Raw genomic sequence first — 14,031 nt, forward strand, 5'->3', positions numbered from 1 at the left:
CCGACTGCGTAAAAACATCATCCAGATGAAGCGCCGGTTGATGCGTTCACGAGAGCCGTTACCTGATCGACCGAAATGCCACTCATGGAGGCAGACCCCAGGTGCTTGGAACTGTCATAGCGCACTCCCGCCGGGAAACCCTCCCGATGAACATCGATACAAAACCGCCTATCCCGATACGGCCCATAAGTCATCGTCGAAGTAGCCGCGTACAACCCCACTACCGACACCCCTAGGGCGTCCGCCAGGTGCACCGGGCCACTGTCCGGTGCCACCACGCAACGCGCTCGCGCAATCAGCCGGGCCATCCCCGGCACCGACACATCGATAAACCGAACTCCCGCGGGCATCCCGGGCCTCTCCCTCGCAGGCTGGCTGGCCACCACCACCTCCAACCCCCTCGCCATTACCGCCTCCGCCACCGCCGCCCACGATGCCGCCGGCCATTCCTTGTAGCTGATCGCGCTATGCGGACAGACAAGTACGTAGTCACCGTGATGGATCACGCCAGGCAATGGCTTCAGCACCACGCGCAATTGCCCAGGATCGGCTCCCGCCACCGCCGCCATCGTGTCCCGCACATGTTCGGCATGCTGCGGTCCCGGCCAACGCGCGCCAGGCTGACTACACCAGGAACTTCCTCGGGGATTCGCCCGTACGATCGTCCCCTGCCCGATGAATAAGCCCGCAAAAGGCGTATACGCATCGAACCGAGCCATGGTGTTCCCAGGCACGGCCCGGGTCACCGCCCAGGCATGGATCGTATCTCCCAGCCGGCGGGTGATCCTCCGGATCACCACGGGCCGGCGCGGCGTGGCAAGCATGTTCAACGCGGCGGCTCTTTCAACCGCCGTACGGCGTCGCGGAATAGCTGCCTCAAGCGCTCGTCGCCGCGGATGGTGGCGTCCACGCTATCAATCATGCCGGGGAAGGCAGGATCCGTTGCAGCGCTGTCTCCCCATTCCCGGAGCAGGATGACGCGCAGCATGCGCTGCCGTAGCTGATCCATGGCCGGCTCGGAGTCGAGCTCGCTCTCGGCAACCAGGTTCGCCAACATCTCGCGAAGGCCAGGCTCGCCAGCCTTCGCCGCTTGCGTGTCCTGACTACCCACCGTGACCGCGCGCCCGACACGACGCAGCGTATCGATCAAGGCAGTCGGATCGGTCGGCCCGATGCGCGTCATCAGAAGTCTCGCTCTAGGTGGCGCTCAAGCATAAACGAGCGCAGTCGCGCCAAGCCCTGCCGGTGCAGCTGGGAAATTCGGCTTGGTGTGACTTCCATGGCATGCGCTACCTGGTTGAATGGAAGAAAATGCAAGTAGTGCAGTGTCAGGATTTCCCGCTCTCGAGCAGGCAGGCGCTCCATGTGGATAGCCAGGGTCTCGGCCACCTGGCTGCGCACGGCTTCTTCGTAGGGAGTGGGCAAGGCTTGGGGCGCCTCGAGTTCGGCGAGCGATCCGAGCAGGTGCCCGGTGGCCAGGCCCGAGACGGCAGCGATGAAGGCGTCCACCGGATCGCTGCTGTCGCCGTCGAGCAGCGAATCGACACGCTCCTCGGTCGCCGGGGCGCGCTGTCCGTGACCACCATTCAGATCGCGCAAACCGTTGAACACCGCGCCTCGAACGCGCAACCGTGCGAACGCCTCGAAAGGTACGCCGCGCCGGTCGTCGAAGTTGGCGAGCGCTTCGAGCAGGCCGATCGAGGCGTTCTGGACGTAGTCCGGCCAATCGCTGCTGCGTCCCCGACAGCGCATGAACACGTCCCGGGCAATCCGCCGCGCCCAGGGCGCATAGCGCATCGCCAGGGCATCGCGCGCCAGGGCGTCGCGCTCGCCGCGCCAGCGCTGCCACAGCGCGGGACGATCATCGTCCGTGATGGTGGGCGTGGGCGTGTCGAGCATGGTCAGTGGCGATAGCTTCCAAGCACGGCCTGGGCCACCAGCACCCAACCGTTGATCAACAGGAACAGCAACACTTTCAGCGGCAGGCTCACCGTGGCCGGCGGCACCATGATCATGCCCAGGGCCATCAGGATGGCCGCCACCACCAGGTCGATCAACAGGAATGGCAGGAAGATCACGAAGCCAATCTGGAAGGCGGTGCGCAGCTCGCTGATCATGAAAGCAGGCACAAGATGCAGGGCCTGGACATCTGCCAGCGTCTTCGGCTGGGGCGCACCGGCCATGTCGACCACGGCGCGCAGGTCGCTTTCCCGGGTCTGCCGGATCATGAATGCCTTGAAGGGGACGAAGCCGGCCTGCACCGCGGTGACGGTGTCCATGCTCTTGTTCATCCAGGGATCCACGGCGTGGTCCTTGGCCGATTGCAGTACAGGCATCATCGAGAACAAGGTAAGAAACAGCGACAAGGTGATCAGCACGGCGTTGGGCGGCGTCTGCTGAAGGCCGAGCGCGCTGCGCACCATCGACAAAACAATGACGATGCGGGTGAACGATGTCATGGCGATCAGGATCGCCGGCAGCAGGGACAGCGCGGTAAGAAGGCCAAGCTGCCGCAGCGGCGCGGCCAGATCAGTGCCCTGTCCCAAGGCGTCACGCAGTGGATCGGCCAAGACGGGCGCCGCCGCCAGCAACAGGCCCGCGCCAACCAACCAGGCGAGCAAAGGACGCATCCGGCTCACCGGTCCCCGGCCAGCGGCAAGCCGACCGTATCAGTCGTACCCGGCCACGCCTGCACGCGTATCTGGTGCCGCGACTCCACCACCAGCACGCGCTGTTCGTCATTACCGACCAAAAACGCCGTGCAGGTCGAACTCAAACGAAGCCGCTCATGCACCATCAAGCCGTTTGCTTTGGCGGGCTGTCTCACGCCGCCACTCATCCAGCCACGGGAACGCGCGAACCACAGCCCTGCCCAAGCCAGGGCAAGCAGCACCACAGCCACGCCCAGGCCGATGAAGTTCCCGCCGGCAATCCCGCTGGAGGCCGGGCTGAAAGGAATGGCGGCCGAAGCCGCCGCCGCGGGCGCAATCACAGGATGCTGACCACCTGGACGCCGAAGCAGTCGCCCACCGCGACAAGGTTGGCGGTGGCGACTGGCTTGCCATCGAGCTTGAGCACGATGGCCTGGTCCAGCGCCTGATCCAGTGTCAGCACACTGCCCGGACGCAAGCCATAGAGATCGCCAACGCTCAGCTCGGTCTCGCCCAGCACGGCGGTGAGCTTGACCTGGACATGGCCGATCAGGCCGAGGTCTTCGGTGACCAGGGCCGGTCCGATCAGATCCGGCGCATCGGCCAGTGGTTCGAGCAGCAGCGGTTCGACGAGGAGAGTGTTCATGCAGGAGACTCCGATGAAAGCGGGCCGGCGAGCTGGATCGCTCGCTTGCCTTGATGTTGACCAAGATGGGTCTCAGCCAGGGCGTGGCCGGTGGATGCCACGATCAGGCGGCCCAGCCTCTCCAGCGGCGCCCGGGTAAGCAGCACGTCGCCCGGCTGCAAGCCACGCAGTTCGCCCAGGCCGATCGAACCCAGGTCGAGTTCGGCGCGCAAGGCCACGGCCCGGGTGGCGACCAGTTCGCGGCGTGTCGTCATGGCTGGGCCAGTGGTGCGCGCGAGTGTCGGCACGATGCGATCGACAGCTGGTCGCGCCAGGCAGATCGCCAGGCCGTGGCCATGCGTATCGAGCCACGCGATGCGACAGGCGCCGAGGCGCTCGTCGACGAGGCGCGCGGGAAGAATGTCCAGGCTACGCGCGGAAGGATCCGCATCCGCGCCATCACCCAGGCATTCCAGCAGGTCGCGCATGGCCTGGTCACATACCACGGCCGGCAACCCCTGCTCGTCGCCCTCCAGTCCAAGAAGCATCTTCGCCAGCGAGCCACGGACCTGTACGGCAACGTCGCCCTCTCGGCCCACTTGCAGATGACCCGCCGGCAATTCGTCCAGGTCGACTTCGAGCAACGCGCAAGGCAGAGTGGCCCAGCGGCCCCACCATGCGGCAATGCTTTCCCCCACGGCCGCGCGCAAGGATATCTGGCGACTGGCACCGATCCAGGCAAATGACTCAGCCACCGCCGCCTCCCGTTGCCGAATACAGCTGCTGCAACATGGCGTCGGTGACAGTGAGCACGCGCGAGCTGGCCTGGTAGCCACGCTGCACGATGATCATCTGGGTCAGCTCGGTTGTCAGGTCTACGTTCGACGATTCCAGGCTGCCGCCGGTAATGCTGCCGAATTTTGCATCGGAGGCCTTACCGTAGTTCACGGATAACCCCGGCGGCGCAACGTACATGGCGCCCTCGTGCAGCTGGAGTTGCTGCTCGTCGGCAACATCCGCCAGGGCCAGTTGCGGACCCTGCTTGGTCTCTCCGTCGGTATAGGTGATTTGCAGGTTGCCGGCATCGTCGTAGGCATAGGACGAGATGCCGATCACCCCGTGGCCATCGGCGACCTTGCCGCCGATGCTGGAGGCGGCGCCGTTGATCTGGGTCGTGCCGTTGAAGGCACCGGCGGTGCCAAAGCTCAATGCCACGGCCTGGGTGCTGCCGTTATAGGCAAGGTGGAGCGTCATCGAGGTATATCCGGCCGTGATTGCACCGCTGGGATCAAAGCGGATCTCGCCGCTGCCGACCACCGCGCCGCTTTCGTCGGTCACCGATACCAGCCAGCTGCCAGTGGTCACTGCCTTGTTGTTGGTCAGCGTTGCGGTAAGCGAATGCACGCCGCCGGACGCGTCGTAAACCTGCAGGCCGGTCACCTTCTGGCTGGTATCGCCAGGCGCCAGATTGCCAGTAAATTTAACCGCGGTGGTCGCCACCGGAGGCAATGTTTGATACGGCGTGATTGAGAAATCCGTCAACCCGCCCGATGCATTTAGCGCAGCGACGTTGTAGCCGCTGTTGTCGTCCACCAGGTAACCATCGGCATTGAACTGAAAGTGGCCCGACCGCGTGTAGTATTGCGTGCCGTTCTGATCGCGCAGCACGAACATGCCCTGGCCCTGGATGGCAGCATCGGTGTCGGTGCCGGTCTGCTCCAGGTCGCCTTCGCTGGTGTTGGTGAATTCCTTGCTGAGGCCGCTTCCTTCGTTGTCGACGTTATTCTCGAAGAAAGCGCTGCTCCCCCGGTATCCGGGCGTATTCATGTTGGAAATGTTGTTGCCGATGTTGTCAAGGTCTTTCGAGAACCCGAGCAGGCCGGACAGGCCGTTGTAGAGTGCTTGCAGCATGTCGGCGTTTCCTTAAGGTTGGACCAAGCTGATTTGCGACAACCGGACGTTAGTAGTCACGCCGCCTGTGTTGGCATCGGTCACGGAAAGTGAGACACCACTGCTGGTGAACTGCACTGCGCTGATCTTCCCGGTACTGGTGCCGCCATCACTGCCGGTGACCTGGACGGAGTGGTTGAGCAGGCTGATCGATTGGTCCGACGACCCCATCGAAAGCAGGTTCTGCACACCTTCGTTCGTTTCGCTTGAAAGCTCGATACTTTCAAACTGCGACATCTGCAGAAGGAACTGGCTGTTATCCAGCGGCTGCATCGGATCCTGGAACTGCAGTTCGCTGACGAACAACTTGATGAAGTCGTCCTGGTTGATCACTTTGTCATTGATGCCTGAGGTGGTGGCGCTGCTGCCAAGCACCGAGCCGATCGAATCAACTGCCATTGCCCTGCCCCTTGTTCGTCGGCGCGCTATCCGCCCGCCAGGTTTCCTGTCCGTTGATCACGACACGTGCCACCGGCCGCGACGAACCGCCGGCTGACACCGCAAGCCGACGACTCGCCTCGTCCACGCCGTCGGCATCGAGATGAAAATCGCGCAGCCACACCGTGCGGCCATGGGCGCCGTCGACGACGCGCAACAGGCTCGGTGACCAGGGCGCGACGGCTATCGAAGCGTTATTGGCCTGTGTATTGGCAACCTCTTCTTCGGCCGCCGCTGCTTCTGTGCCCGTTGTTGGCGCCACCAGCGACATGGCCGTACCCGCGGGTCGCCCTGTTTGCACTGGGCTTTTGGCTATTTCGGGCAAGGAAGCCACCGCGGCCTCGGAAATGAAGCCGAGCGGCATGAGGGCAGCCTGCCCCAGGGTTGCCGACTCGTCAGCGGTTTCCGGCGTGGACGGATCCACTTCGGACAGGTAGGCCCCCGCGTGCACACCGAAGGGAAAGAGTCGCCCGTTGACGCCGGCGAGCACGGCGTCATGGCTTGCCTGACCAGCGGACGCCACGACCTGGGCCACGGGGGTGGAGAACATAAGGCCTTGTTCGCCCGGCGCGCCGCCGACGGGAGGTACAGCCCACTGGTGATCGCTGCCACCATGATCGTCGTCGGATAGGTGCCGTGAGAACTCACCGTGCTCAGGCTTCGATGGCTCGCGCACAGGTTTGGCCGGTGCCGCCGTTTGCGGTAACGCCAGGCTTACTTCCAGGCCGGACACGGTCATGGCCGCCTCGCCAACCACCGGTCCATCGCGTCAGCGACCTCGCGGGTCTGCAGATCGAGGCGATAAGCGGTGTTCATTTCTTCCGCACGGTCGTCGAGCGCCTCGTGACGGCTACGCGCGGCGGCCCAGGTTTGCGCGCCCTGTTCGGCTTTCAGATCAGCGTCGACCCGAGCGCTACTGGCGCGATGATGGTCGTGGTCGGCGGCCCAGCTCATCTGGCTAAGCAAGGCGTAACGGGCGAGGTCACCGGAATTCTCCAAGGCGTGCATGCGGGCCAGGTCGATCGCGATGAGTGCGGCGGCACGCCGGCGTTCCTCTTCGGCGGCTTGCCGCGCGTGCTCATTGGCCAGCGCCAGAGCCTGGCGTTCGTTGTCTTCGCGGAATCCGGCCATCGCGGCCATGCGTTCGGCCAGGCGGATGCGGCGCGTGCTCATGCCGCCACCTCACCAACGATACGGGCCAGCGCATGCAGGCCGGCCTGACGCCCGTGACTATCGCGAGGTGACTGTCGAAAAATTTCCAGCAGGCCCGGCACGCAGTCCACAGCCCGGTCGAGCTGTGGGTTGGCACCACGCTGCCAGGCGCCCATGTCGATCAGGTCACGCGAGGCCTCGAAGGTAGCCAGCAGTGCGCGCGCCTGTGAGGCGAGGCGCTCCTCGTCGGGTGTTGCCAGGCGGCCGATCCAGCGGCTGATGCTCTGCAACGCATCCACCGCCGGCAACTGGCCGCGATGGGCCAGATCGCGCGACAGCACGATGTGGCCGTCCAGCAAGGCACGCATATGATCAGCGACAGGTTCGTTCATGTCGTCGCCTTCCACCAGCACGCTATAGATGCAAGATACGGAACCTGAGGATTTCAGCGCGCCGCCGCGCTCGACCAGTCTTGGCAGGCTGTTGAAGACCGAAGGTGGATAGCCGCGCGAGGTGGGTGGCTCACCCGCCGCCAGACCGATCTCGCGCTGGGCCATGGCGAACCGGGTGACCGAATCAACCATTAACATCACGTCCGCGCCCTGGTCGCGAAAGTACTCGGCGATGGCGTGCACGGCGTGTGTGGCGTGCGCGCGCACCAGGGCAGGCTGGTCGCTGGTGGCAGCGACCACCACGGCACGGCGCAAACCCTCCGGCCCCAGCGCATGGCTGACGAAATCGCCGACCTCGCGGCCGCGCTCGCCGATCAGGCCGATCACCGTGACATCCGCGCGGACATGCCGTGCCACCATGCCGAGCAAGGTACTCTTGCCCACGCCGGAGCCGGCGAAAACACCCAGGCGCTGGCCCTTGCCCATGGTCACCAAGGTATCGATCACACGCACGCCAGTTTCCAGCACCTGGTCGTCATCGCGACGACGCAGCGGCTCGATCGGCGCACGGTGGACTTCATAATGGGCCGAGGCTGCCAAGGGACCCTTGCCGTCAATCGGCTGGCCGAAGGCATCGATCACGCGTCCCAGCAAGGCAGGCCCAACGGGAATACGTAGGCTGCCACCCGTGGCGCGCAAACGATCACCCGGCCGCAGGCCATCGATACTGCCATAGGGCATCAACAATACTTTGCCATCGCGAAAACCCACCACCTGGGCCAGCGCCGGTGTGCCGCCATGACGACTGACCAGCTCGCAGGCTTCACCAAGTCGAGCGTCGGGGCCGGTCGCCTCGATCACCAGGCCGTTGCATGCCACCACTTCACCCTCGCGCAAGGCAGCGGGCATATCGGCGATGGCCTGGCGGAGGGTCGAAGCGGTCATGGGCGATGTGGCGTCAAGCCATCGAGCAAGGCCTGCTTAAGGAGGTCCAGGCGAGTCGCGACGCCTGCGTCATAACGACCGCGCGGCCCTAGCAGCACGAAGCTGCCGGCAGCCAGAGCTTCATCGGCGACCACCTCGATGCCGGCCAGTGCAAGCGATGCGGCCTGATGATCCACCGGCGAGACATCCACGCGCTGAATAGCGACGCCGATGTCCCGCCGCGCATGGGTCACCCATTTTTCGACGAGTTCGGCACCGTCGGCCTGTTCGCCCAGAAGACGCGTCACGGCCGCGAAGGCGAGTTCGACGGCCAGCGATTCGGCCCAGCAGCGATCGCTGTCCAACTCCGCCTGCCATTGCACGGCACCGGCCAACCAGCCGTCACGGGCGCTGGCAGCCTCGGAAAGAGCCTCATCCAACCGGGCTTGGGCATCGCTTTCGAAGGCGAGGCGGTCTTCGTGAGCTTCGGCTTCCACGCGCACGCGCGCCTGCCGCAAGCCGTCGGCATAACCGCGCTCGAAACCCACCGCATGGTCGAGTTCGTCCTCGCTAACCCGGACCCCCGCGGTCGCGGCGGCCAGACGGCGCCCCTGCCCTGACACCACATCGGCCGCCTGCATGCGGCGCGCGAACTCGCCCGAGCCACTCATGCTGCGGCCTCGCCTTCCAGCCAACGGCTGATGGTCTGGCGAAGTTGGAGCGGCATGCTGTCGGCGTCAGGCCATGTGTACGCGGCCGCCGCGGCGACAAGCTTGCCCGGCAGCGCATCAAGGCAACGTACCCGGTGTACCGCTGGCAGGCTGGCCAGGGCCAGCAAGGCCCAATCCTGTGGCATGCCCGCGATCACGGCCACGGCGGGATCAACCACATCCGTGGAAGCCTCCGCAGGCTTCGCCAAAGACAGGCGCGACGACAATTCGGCACCTCGCCCGGCCAGCTTGCTTAGCCGTGGCTCGGCAAGCAGGTGTCGCAACGCCTCGGCTTTTGCGGCGGGCAGCCTCTTCAACAACCAGGCACGGTCGCTCGGGTGCAGGGGTGCCATCCGGGCAGCAGCAAGGCGCAGACCGGCACTCACCGCACCTGCTCCGGCGTTTCGATCCAATGCTGGATTTCCACCAGTAGCCGCTCGCGCTCCTGCAGGGCGAGCCGCGCCGGCTGGCGACGACCGACGATGGCCACGCCTGCGCCCATGCCGGTCAGCAGGAAGACGCCTGCACCCGATGCCCATACCCACCAGGGCATGGACGGAATCGAACCGATCGGCTGCCGCACCGGGCTCGACGCCACTGGCATCATTCGTGGCGTGGCCACGGGTACCGCAGCTATCGCCGGCGCACCGGCCGCGGCGATATCGAGACGATCCCCGCGCGTGGAATCCAGGCCAGCCGCATCGCCGATGATCTTTTCCAGACTGGACATGGTCGCTGGCGCCGTGCGCGCCGGCACCAGGATGCCCACGGAAATCCGTGCGATGCGGCCAGGCGCCACGTCCACTTCTTCTTGCTCGTGGCCGTGCGCGTATTCCAGTTCCTGCTCGCCGGAACCTGTCACCGGGTGGCTGCCATCGGCATCGGCGGTGGGCGTGGCGTGGCTGTTGACCGTCTTTTGCCGGGTCAGCAGGCCATTGCCGTCCTTGCCCTGTGGAACAAGCTTGTCCCGCAGCTGTTTGATCTTGTCGTAGTTGAGCTGGACATCGACCGTGGAGGTCCAGCCCGTCGATGCACCGAGCGCCTGTCGCAGGACGGCGTCGATACGCTGGCGAAGCCTGTCTTCGATGCGTGCCTGTTCATCGGTACGATCGGCCATGCTGTTGCCGTTGCCCGAAAGCACCGCACCGCCCGGACCGAGCACGGTTACTGCATCGGGGCTCAAACCTTCCACGGCGGAGGCCACCAGCCGTTCGATACCGGCGACCTGGGCAGGTGTCAGCTGGCTGCCCGGCTTCAAGTCCAGGCTAACGGAAGCCTTGGACGGCTCGTCCCGCCCCTCGAACATCGAGGCACGGCGCAAGGTCAGGTGCACCCGTGTGGCCTGCACCACCGGCAATGCGGAAATGGTGCGCTCGAGTTCACCTTGCAACGCTCGCTGGTAATTCACCCGCTGCGCGAATTCGGTGACGCCGAAGTCGGAATCCTTGAATACCTCGAAGCCGACGCTGCCGCCATGCGGCACGCCTTGCGCCACCAGCTTCATGCGGGTGTCGTAGACCAGGTCATCGGGCACCAGCAAGGTCGCGCCACCTTCGGCGAAATGATGCGGCACCTGCATGGTGTCCAGGCTGGTGGCGATCTCGGCCGCGTCGACCGGGCGCAGCCCGCTGAAAAGCACCCCATACGAGGTGCGCGTACTCCACCAGCCGAAGGCACAGGCGATACCGACGATCAGCAACACGCCCACGAGCAGGAGGACGCGACGCGCGGTGCTCAGGTCATCCCAAAACGAACGGATCCATGCCATGACGTTGCTCAGACCTGCATGTTGACGACATCGTGGTAGGCGGCTACCACGCGATTACGCACCTGCACGGCAAACTGCAGGTCCAGGCGAGCTTTTTCCATGGCGATCATCACCTCGTGCACGGGCATGTCTCCGCCCGCGGCGAGGACGCGGGCCGCATCGTCGGCAGCATTGAGGCTGTCATTGGTGGCCACCAGCGATTTGCCCACGGCGTCGGCGAAGCCGTGACCTGTATCGATCGGATGCATGGCGCCAGGTGCGGCGTCGAGGCTCGCCAGCGAGCCCAGGGAAGAAAGTGGTGCGATAGGTTCGATCATGGTCAGCGGCCGATATCCAGGGATTTCATCAACATCCCGTGCAAGGTGTTGAAGGCGCGGATGTCGGCTTCATAGGCGCGCTGGGCCGACATCAAGTTGGTCATCTCCTGGGCCAGGTCGACGCTGGGCATCGACACCGTGCCGTCCGCCGCTGCCGCGGGATTGGCCGGGTCGAGCACCGGGTGGCCATCCTGCTCGCTGACAGGCGCGCCGATTTTGTCGGCGAAATCCTGGCCGGTTGAGGCCGCCAAGCGCTTGGCCAACGGCACATCGGAACTGGCGATGCGCATGCTGGCCGTTTCCATGCGCGCCCGCTCGGTATCAAGGCCAAAACGGGTGATAGCGAAGATCGATTCGGTACTCATCCCTGGTCTCCGCTGAGGGCCAGGCTCATCAGGCCGAAGTGGCGATTGAGCACCTCGGACAAGGCCTGGTAATGCGCACTGGCCATGGCCATGTCACTCACCTCGTCGTCCAGGCTCACGCTCTTGTTGGCATCGGTCGCCATCTGGCTCAGGTCGGCGGAGGCGAGCGCTTCGGGCCGGACGTCGTCATGGGCGGCGACACGCTGCAAAAGCCCGATGGCCTGGTCGAAATTGCCGCGTTCGGCTTTGCTGCCGGGCACGTTGGCATAGGCCACGTTGTGGCTGGCCAACTCCACCCGCCGGGTGGCCATGTCCATTCCCAGGCGCACAGCCTGGACGGTGAGATCGTTCGAGGCAATCATCGCTTGGTCCTACTGGATCAGAAGTTCGCCACGCAGTGCACCGGCAGCCTTGATCGACTGCAACACGGTGATGACGTCGCGGGTGGAAAGATGGATCTCGCGTAGCGCGCCAATCAGGTCGGATACCGTGGCGCCATTGGGCAGGTTCACCAGGCGGGCATCGTCCTCGTTGACCTTGATCTTCGATTCCGGCACCACAGCGGTCTGCACGCCGCGACCGCTGTTCACATAAACGCCGTCGGGCTGGCTCACCAGATAGTCGGTCTTGATGGAAATCCTCAGGTCGCCCTGGGAAATCGTCACGCTGGCCAGGCGCACATCGCCACCGGAAACCACCGTGCCTGTGCGCTCGTTAACCACCACTCGCGCTACCTGGTCGGGCTCGACCATCACGTTCTCGATGGCGGCGATTTCCTGCACCGGGCTTCCCGCATTCGGGAATTTCACCACGACCTTGCCGGCATGCGCAGCCGTGGCCTGCACACCCGGTATCGAACGCTGCAACGCCTGGGCCACGCGGCTGGCCGTGGTGAAATCCGGCTGGTACAGAATGACGTTCACCACGCTGCCATTGCCCATGTCGCCCAGGGGCGCACCGCGCTGCACGGTGGCGCCCTCGGGGATCTGGCCGGCCGTGGGGTGATTCTTCTGCTCCGAACTGCCGAAGGATTGCACCTTGTAACTGCCGGTGGAGATCGCGCCCTGCGCCAGGGCGTAGGTCTGACCGTCGGGGCCGTCAAGTGGTGCCAGCACCAGGGTGCCGCCGGAAAGGTTTCGTGCATCGCCGATCGACGCGACGGAAACATCCAGCTTCTGCCCCGGCTCGGCGAAAGCCGGCAAGGTGGCGGTGACCATCACCGCGGCGACGTTGCGGCTATTGAGATCGTCCGTGGAAACATTTACGCCAAAGTGGCTCAAGGTATTGGCGACCGACTGCAAGGTCGCATGGTTGCGGTTGCTATCACCGGAACCGGCCAGACCCGCGACCAGGCCATAGCCCACCAGGGCGTTGTCCTGAACGCCCTCGGTGCGGGCGATCTCCTTCAGGCGCACACCGACGAAACCCTGCCGCTGCGCATGCACGGCAACGACGCAGCAACAGGAAAGCGACAAAACCAGCAGGCGCCTCATATCAGTCCCAACCACTTGGTGAAGCGATAGATGATGCTTCGCCGCTGCGGCTCGCTCACATCACCGCGCCCGGTGAACTCGATCCGGGCCTCGCTGATGCGGTTGGAAAGGATCGTATTGGCCGAGGAAATATCTTCCGGGCGTACCGCGCCATTGAGCGCGATGTGCTGGGTCTCGCCGTTGACCACCACCGACTGCTCGCCGTGGATATGCAAGGTGCCGTTGTCGTCCAGGCCGACCACTCGCACCGCCAACTGGGTCTGCACCGCGCCCGAACGCGTGGTCTGGCCAGTGCCGGTGTCGCTGGCGCCCAGGCTCAAGGCGCCGGAATGATTGCGGCTCTGCGTGCGCAAGCCGGCGTTGAAGGCCACATCGTTACCCGATGCCGTGTTGGCCGCCGCCGAGGCGCGGGAGGTCTCCACCACGACCACGGTCAAGGTATCGCCGATGCGATGCGCACGGCGGTCTTCGGCAAGGCCGTGATAGCTGGTGGGATCGATCATGCCGCCACCTGGCTGCATGGCTGCGGCCGACGGCGAAGCGGTGAGCAACAATAAACCGGCCATGAAAGCGTCAGCGCGCGACATGCACCACCCCTCGACCGGTCACCACGCCACGCACCGGCTCGGTCGCTCCGGCTACCTGCACCGGCACCTGGTCACCCCGGTTGCCCGACCGCATGGCGGTGCCGGAGCTCTCGATGGTGATCGCGCCGGCTTCGGCGACCAGGGTGACGCGTTGGCGGTCATCCACGTCCGGCACTGGTTCGAAGTCCTCCAGGCTCGCCGCCCCACCTGCCCGCACAGCGCGACGCAACCTCATATCGCGGACGGCATCGCGCGATGCCAGCGGCGCGCCATGCATAGCCACCACATCCACGGTGCCCGGCTCGATCACCAGCAGGCTGCCCGGCGTATGCGAAGCCGCACTGTCGGTATAAACCAGCGTTTCGGCATGAGCCGTCAGGGCAAAGCCCACCGCCTGCGCCTTGCAACCGTGATTCGGCGCACAGACCTGCACCATCACCGTCAAGCGTGCACGCGGAAATTTCCCCTGGATCGGCATGGCGTGATAGGTAGTCCCCGGCACGCCGGCATGAATCGGCGCCGCCGTCACATCCAGGTGCACGTCGTGGTAAGCCGGGCCAAGCCGGGTTTGCACCGCGGCGCGTGCCACTGTCACGGCCTCGTTCGGGCCGGCGTCGGCCGCGATCGCCACGCCGGCTGTCGATATCATTGCGATGAAG

At 65.0% G+C, this 14,031-nt stretch carries 21 protein-coding genes; all 21 read right to left on the reverse strand.

Annotated features, from left to right (window positions below; translation table 11 throughout):
• Positions 1-17: 17 nt before the first annotated feature.
• From VGM61_RS19530 to flgA, 21 genes are read right to left on the reverse strand one after another with little or no spacing between them, the layout of a single operon-like run.
• Positions 18-824 (reverse strand): glycosyltransferase family 9 protein, encoded by an 807-nt coding sequence (locus tag VGM61_RS19530; protein WP_414694843.1) that lies wholly within the window; start codon positions 822-824, stop codon positions 18-20.
• A gap of 2 nt (positions 825-826) precedes the next feature.
• Positions 827-1,183 (reverse strand): hypothetical protein, encoded by a 357-nt coding sequence (locus VGM61_RS09335; RefSeq protein ID WP_331522507.1) that lies wholly within the window; start codon positions 1,181-1,183, stop codon positions 827-829.
• Entirely contained in the window at positions 1,183-1,899 is a 717-nt protein-coding gene (locus VGM61_RS09340) for a sigma-70 family RNA polymerase sigma factor (RefSeq protein WP_331522508.1), read from the reverse strand. The genes VGM61_RS09335 and VGM61_RS09340 overlap by 1 nt, the downstream gene beginning before the upstream one ends.
• A 2-nt stretch (positions 1,900-1,901) precedes the next feature.
• Positions 1,902-2,630: a flagellar type III secretion system pore protein FliP gene (gene fliP, locus VGM61_RS09345; protein WP_331522509.1), complete on the reverse strand. Its 729-nt coding sequence runs from the start codon at positions 2,628-2,630 to the stop codon at positions 1,902-1,904.
• Between the two features lie 5 nt (positions 2,631-2,635).
• On the reverse strand, positions 2,636-2,992 hold the full coding sequence (locus VGM61_RS09350) for a hypothetical protein (RefSeq protein WP_331522510.1): 357 nt from the start codon (positions 2,990-2,992) through the stop codon (positions 2,636-2,638).
• Positions 2,989-3,297 carry a FliM/FliN family flagellar motor C-terminal domain-containing protein gene (locus VGM61_RS09355; protein WP_331522511.1) on the reverse strand — a complete coding sequence of 103 codons (309 nt, stop codon included), beginning with the start codon at positions 3,295-3,297 and terminating at the stop codon, positions 2,989-2,991. The genes VGM61_RS09350 and VGM61_RS09355 overlap by 4 nt, the downstream gene beginning before the upstream one ends.
• Entirely contained in the window at positions 3,294-4,031 is a 738-nt protein-coding gene (locus VGM61_RS09360) for a FliM/FliN family flagellar motor C-terminal domain-containing protein (protein ID WP_331522512.1), read from the reverse strand. Before VGM61_RS09360 ends, VGM61_RS09355 begins: the two co-directional genes overlap by 4 nt.
• Positions 4,024-5,187, reverse strand: a complete 1,164-nt coding sequence (locus VGM61_RS09365; RefSeq protein WP_331522513.1) for a flagellar hook-basal body complex protein — start codon at positions 5,185-5,187, stop codon at positions 4,024-4,026. Before VGM61_RS09365 ends, VGM61_RS09360 begins: the two co-directional genes overlap by 8 nt.
• Before the next feature lie 12 nt (positions 5,188-5,199).
• Complete coding sequence (locus tag VGM61_RS09370; protein ID WP_331522514.1) at positions 5,200-5,625, reverse strand: flagellar hook assembly protein FlgD; 426 nt, start codon at positions 5,623-5,625, stop codon at positions 5,200-5,202.
• On the reverse strand, positions 5,615-6,403 hold the full coding sequence (locus VGM61_RS09375) for a hypothetical protein (RefSeq protein ID WP_331522515.1): 789 nt from the start codon (positions 6,401-6,403) through the stop codon (positions 5,615-5,617). The genes VGM61_RS09370 and VGM61_RS09375 overlap by 11 nt, the downstream gene beginning before the upstream one ends.
• The gene (locus VGM61_RS09380) at positions 6,400-6,837 is read right to left on the reverse strand and encodes a hypothetical protein (RefSeq protein WP_331522516.1); all 438 of its coding nucleotides are present in this window, start codon (positions 6,835-6,837) and stop codon (positions 6,400-6,402) included. The genes VGM61_RS09375 and VGM61_RS09380 overlap by 4 nt, the downstream gene beginning before the upstream one ends.
• Positions 6,834-8,153, reverse strand: coding sequence for a FliI/YscN family ATPase (locus VGM61_RS09385; protein ID WP_331522517.1), 1,320 nt, complete (start codon positions 8,151-8,153; stop codon positions 6,834-6,836). Before VGM61_RS09385 ends, VGM61_RS09380 begins: the two co-directional genes overlap by 4 nt.
• The gene (locus VGM61_RS09390) at positions 8,150-8,803 is read right to left on the reverse strand and encodes a hypothetical protein (protein ID WP_331522518.1); all 654 of its coding nucleotides are present in this window, start codon (positions 8,801-8,803) and stop codon (positions 8,150-8,152) included. The genes VGM61_RS09385 and VGM61_RS09390 overlap by 4 nt, the downstream gene beginning before the upstream one ends.
• A complete protein-coding gene (locus VGM61_RS09395; RefSeq protein WP_331522519.1) occupies positions 8,800-9,228 on the reverse strand; it encodes a hypothetical protein in 429 nt (142 codons plus the stop codon). The genes VGM61_RS09390 and VGM61_RS09395 overlap by 4 nt, the downstream gene beginning before the upstream one ends.
• Positions 9,225-10,610 carry a flagellar basal-body MS-ring/collar protein FliF gene (gene fliF, locus VGM61_RS09400; RefSeq protein WP_331522520.1) on the reverse strand — a complete coding sequence of 462 codons (1,386 nt, stop codon included), beginning with the start codon at positions 10,608-10,610 and terminating at the stop codon, positions 9,225-9,227. Before fliF ends, VGM61_RS09395 begins: the two co-directional genes overlap by 4 nt.
• A gap of 8 nt (positions 10,611-10,618) precedes the next feature.
• Positions 10,619-10,927: a flagellar hook-basal body complex protein FliE gene (gene fliE, locus VGM61_RS09405; protein WP_331522521.1), complete on the reverse strand. Its 309-nt coding sequence runs from the start codon at positions 10,925-10,927 to the stop codon at positions 10,619-10,621.
• Positions 10,928-10,929: 2 nt separating this feature from the next.
• On the reverse strand, positions 10,930-11,292 hold the full coding sequence (locus tag VGM61_RS09410) for a flagellar basal body rod protein FlgC (RefSeq protein ID WP_331522522.1): 363 nt from the start codon (positions 11,290-11,292) through the stop codon (positions 10,930-10,932).
• Positions 11,289-11,654: a hypothetical protein gene (locus tag VGM61_RS09415; protein WP_331522524.1), complete on the reverse strand. Its 366-nt coding sequence runs from the start codon at positions 11,652-11,654 to the stop codon at positions 11,289-11,291. The genes VGM61_RS09410 and VGM61_RS09415 overlap by 4 nt, the downstream gene beginning before the upstream one ends.
• Positions 11,655-11,663: 9 nt before the next feature.
• A complete protein-coding gene (locus VGM61_RS09420; RefSeq protein ID WP_331522525.1) occupies positions 11,664-12,785 on the reverse strand; it encodes a flagellar basal body P-ring protein FlgI in 1,122 nt (373 codons plus the stop codon).
• Positions 12,782-13,372 (reverse strand): flagellar basal body L-ring protein FlgH, encoded by a 591-nt coding sequence (locus tag VGM61_RS09425; protein ID WP_331522527.1) that lies wholly within the window; start codon positions 13,370-13,372, stop codon positions 12,782-12,784. Before VGM61_RS09425 ends, VGM61_RS09420 begins: the two co-directional genes overlap by 4 nt.
• Entirely contained in the window at positions 13,359-14,021 is a 663-nt protein-coding gene (flgA, locus tag VGM61_RS09430) for a flagellar basal body P-ring formation chaperone FlgA (RefSeq protein WP_331522528.1), read from the reverse strand. The genes VGM61_RS09425 and flgA overlap by 14 nt, the downstream gene beginning before the upstream one ends.
• Positions 14,022-14,031: the final 10 nt, after the last annotated feature.

Source organism: Pinirhizobacter sp., from assembly GCF_036499745.1.
GTDB lineage: Bacteria > Pseudomonadota > Gammaproteobacteria > Xanthomonadales > Rhodanobacteraceae > Pinirhizobacter.

What these genes read in the sequence shown, in the direction of transcription:
- VGM61_RS09385 (WP_331522517.1), bottom strand. Translation starts at nt 8,153, where the DNA reads ATGACCGCTTCGACCCTCCGCCAGGCCATCGCCGATATGCCCGCTGCC.
- fliF (WP_331522520.1), bottom strand. Translation starts at nt 10,610, where the DNA reads ATGGCATGGATCCGTTCGTTTTGGGATGACCTGAGCACCGCGCGTCGC.
- fliE (WP_331522521.1), bottom strand. Translation starts at nt 10,927, where the DNA reads ATGATCGAACCTATCGCACCACTTTCTTCCCTGGGCTCGCTGGCGAGC.
- VGM61_RS09375 (WP_331522515.1), bottom strand. Translation starts at nt 6,403, where the DNA reads ATGACCGTGTCCGGCCTGGAAGTAAGCCTGGCGTTACCGCAAACGGCG.
- VGM61_RS09335 (WP_331522507.1), bottom strand. Translation starts at nt 1,183, where the DNA reads ATGACGCGCATCGGGCCGACCGATCCGACTGCCTTGATCGATACGCTG.
- flgA (WP_331522528.1), bottom strand. Translation starts at nt 14,021, where the DNA reads ATGATATCGACAGCCGGCGTGGCGATCGCGGCCGACGCCGGCCCGAAC.
- VGM61_RS09355 (WP_331522511.1), bottom strand. Translation starts at nt 3,297, where the DNA reads ATGAACACTCTCCTCGTCGAACCGCTGCTGCTCGAACCACTGGCCGAT.
- VGM61_RS09420 (WP_331522525.1), bottom strand. Translation starts at nt 12,785, where the DNA reads ATGAGGCGCCTGCTGGTTTTGTCGCTTTCCTGTTGCTGCGTCGTTGCC.
- VGM61_RS19530 (WP_414694843.1), bottom strand. Translation starts at nt 824, where the DNA reads ATGCTTGCCACGCCGCGCCGGCCCGTGGTGATCCGGAGGATCACCCGC.
- VGM61_RS09370 (WP_331522514.1), bottom strand. Translation starts at nt 5,625, where the DNA reads ATGGCAGTTGATTCGATCGGCTCGGTGCTTGGCAGCAGCGCCACCACC.
- VGM61_RS09380 (WP_331522516.1), bottom strand. Translation starts at nt 6,837, where the DNA reads ATGAGCACGCGCCGCATCCGCCTGGCCGAACGCATGGCCGCGATGGCC.
- VGM61_RS09340 (WP_331522508.1), bottom strand. Translation starts at nt 1,899, where the DNA reads ATGCTCGACACGCCCACGCCCACCATCACGGACGATGATCGTCCCGCG.
- fliP (WP_331522509.1), bottom strand. Translation starts at nt 2,630, where the DNA reads ATGCGTCCTTTGCTCGCCTGGTTGGTTGGCGCGGGCCTGTTGCTGGCG.
- VGM61_RS09410 (WP_331522522.1), bottom strand. Translation starts at nt 11,292, where the DNA reads ATGAGTACCGAATCGATCTTCGCTATCACCCGTTTTGGCCTTGATACC.
- VGM61_RS09415 (WP_331522524.1), bottom strand. Translation starts at nt 11,654, where the DNA reads ATGATTGCCTCGAACGATCTCACCGTCCAGGCTGTGCGCCTGGGAATG.
- VGM61_RS09425 (WP_331522527.1), bottom strand. Translation starts at nt 13,372, where the DNA reads ATGTCGCGCGCTGACGCTTTCATGGCCGGTTTATTGTTGCTCACCGCT.
- VGM61_RS09365 (WP_331522513.1), bottom strand. Translation starts at nt 5,187, where the DNA reads ATGCTGCAAGCACTCTACAACGGCCTGTCCGGCCTGCTCGGGTTCTCG.
- VGM61_RS09390 (WP_331522518.1), bottom strand. Translation starts at nt 8,803, where the DNA reads ATGAGTGGCTCGGGCGAGTTCGCGCGCCGCATGCAGGCGGCCGATGTG.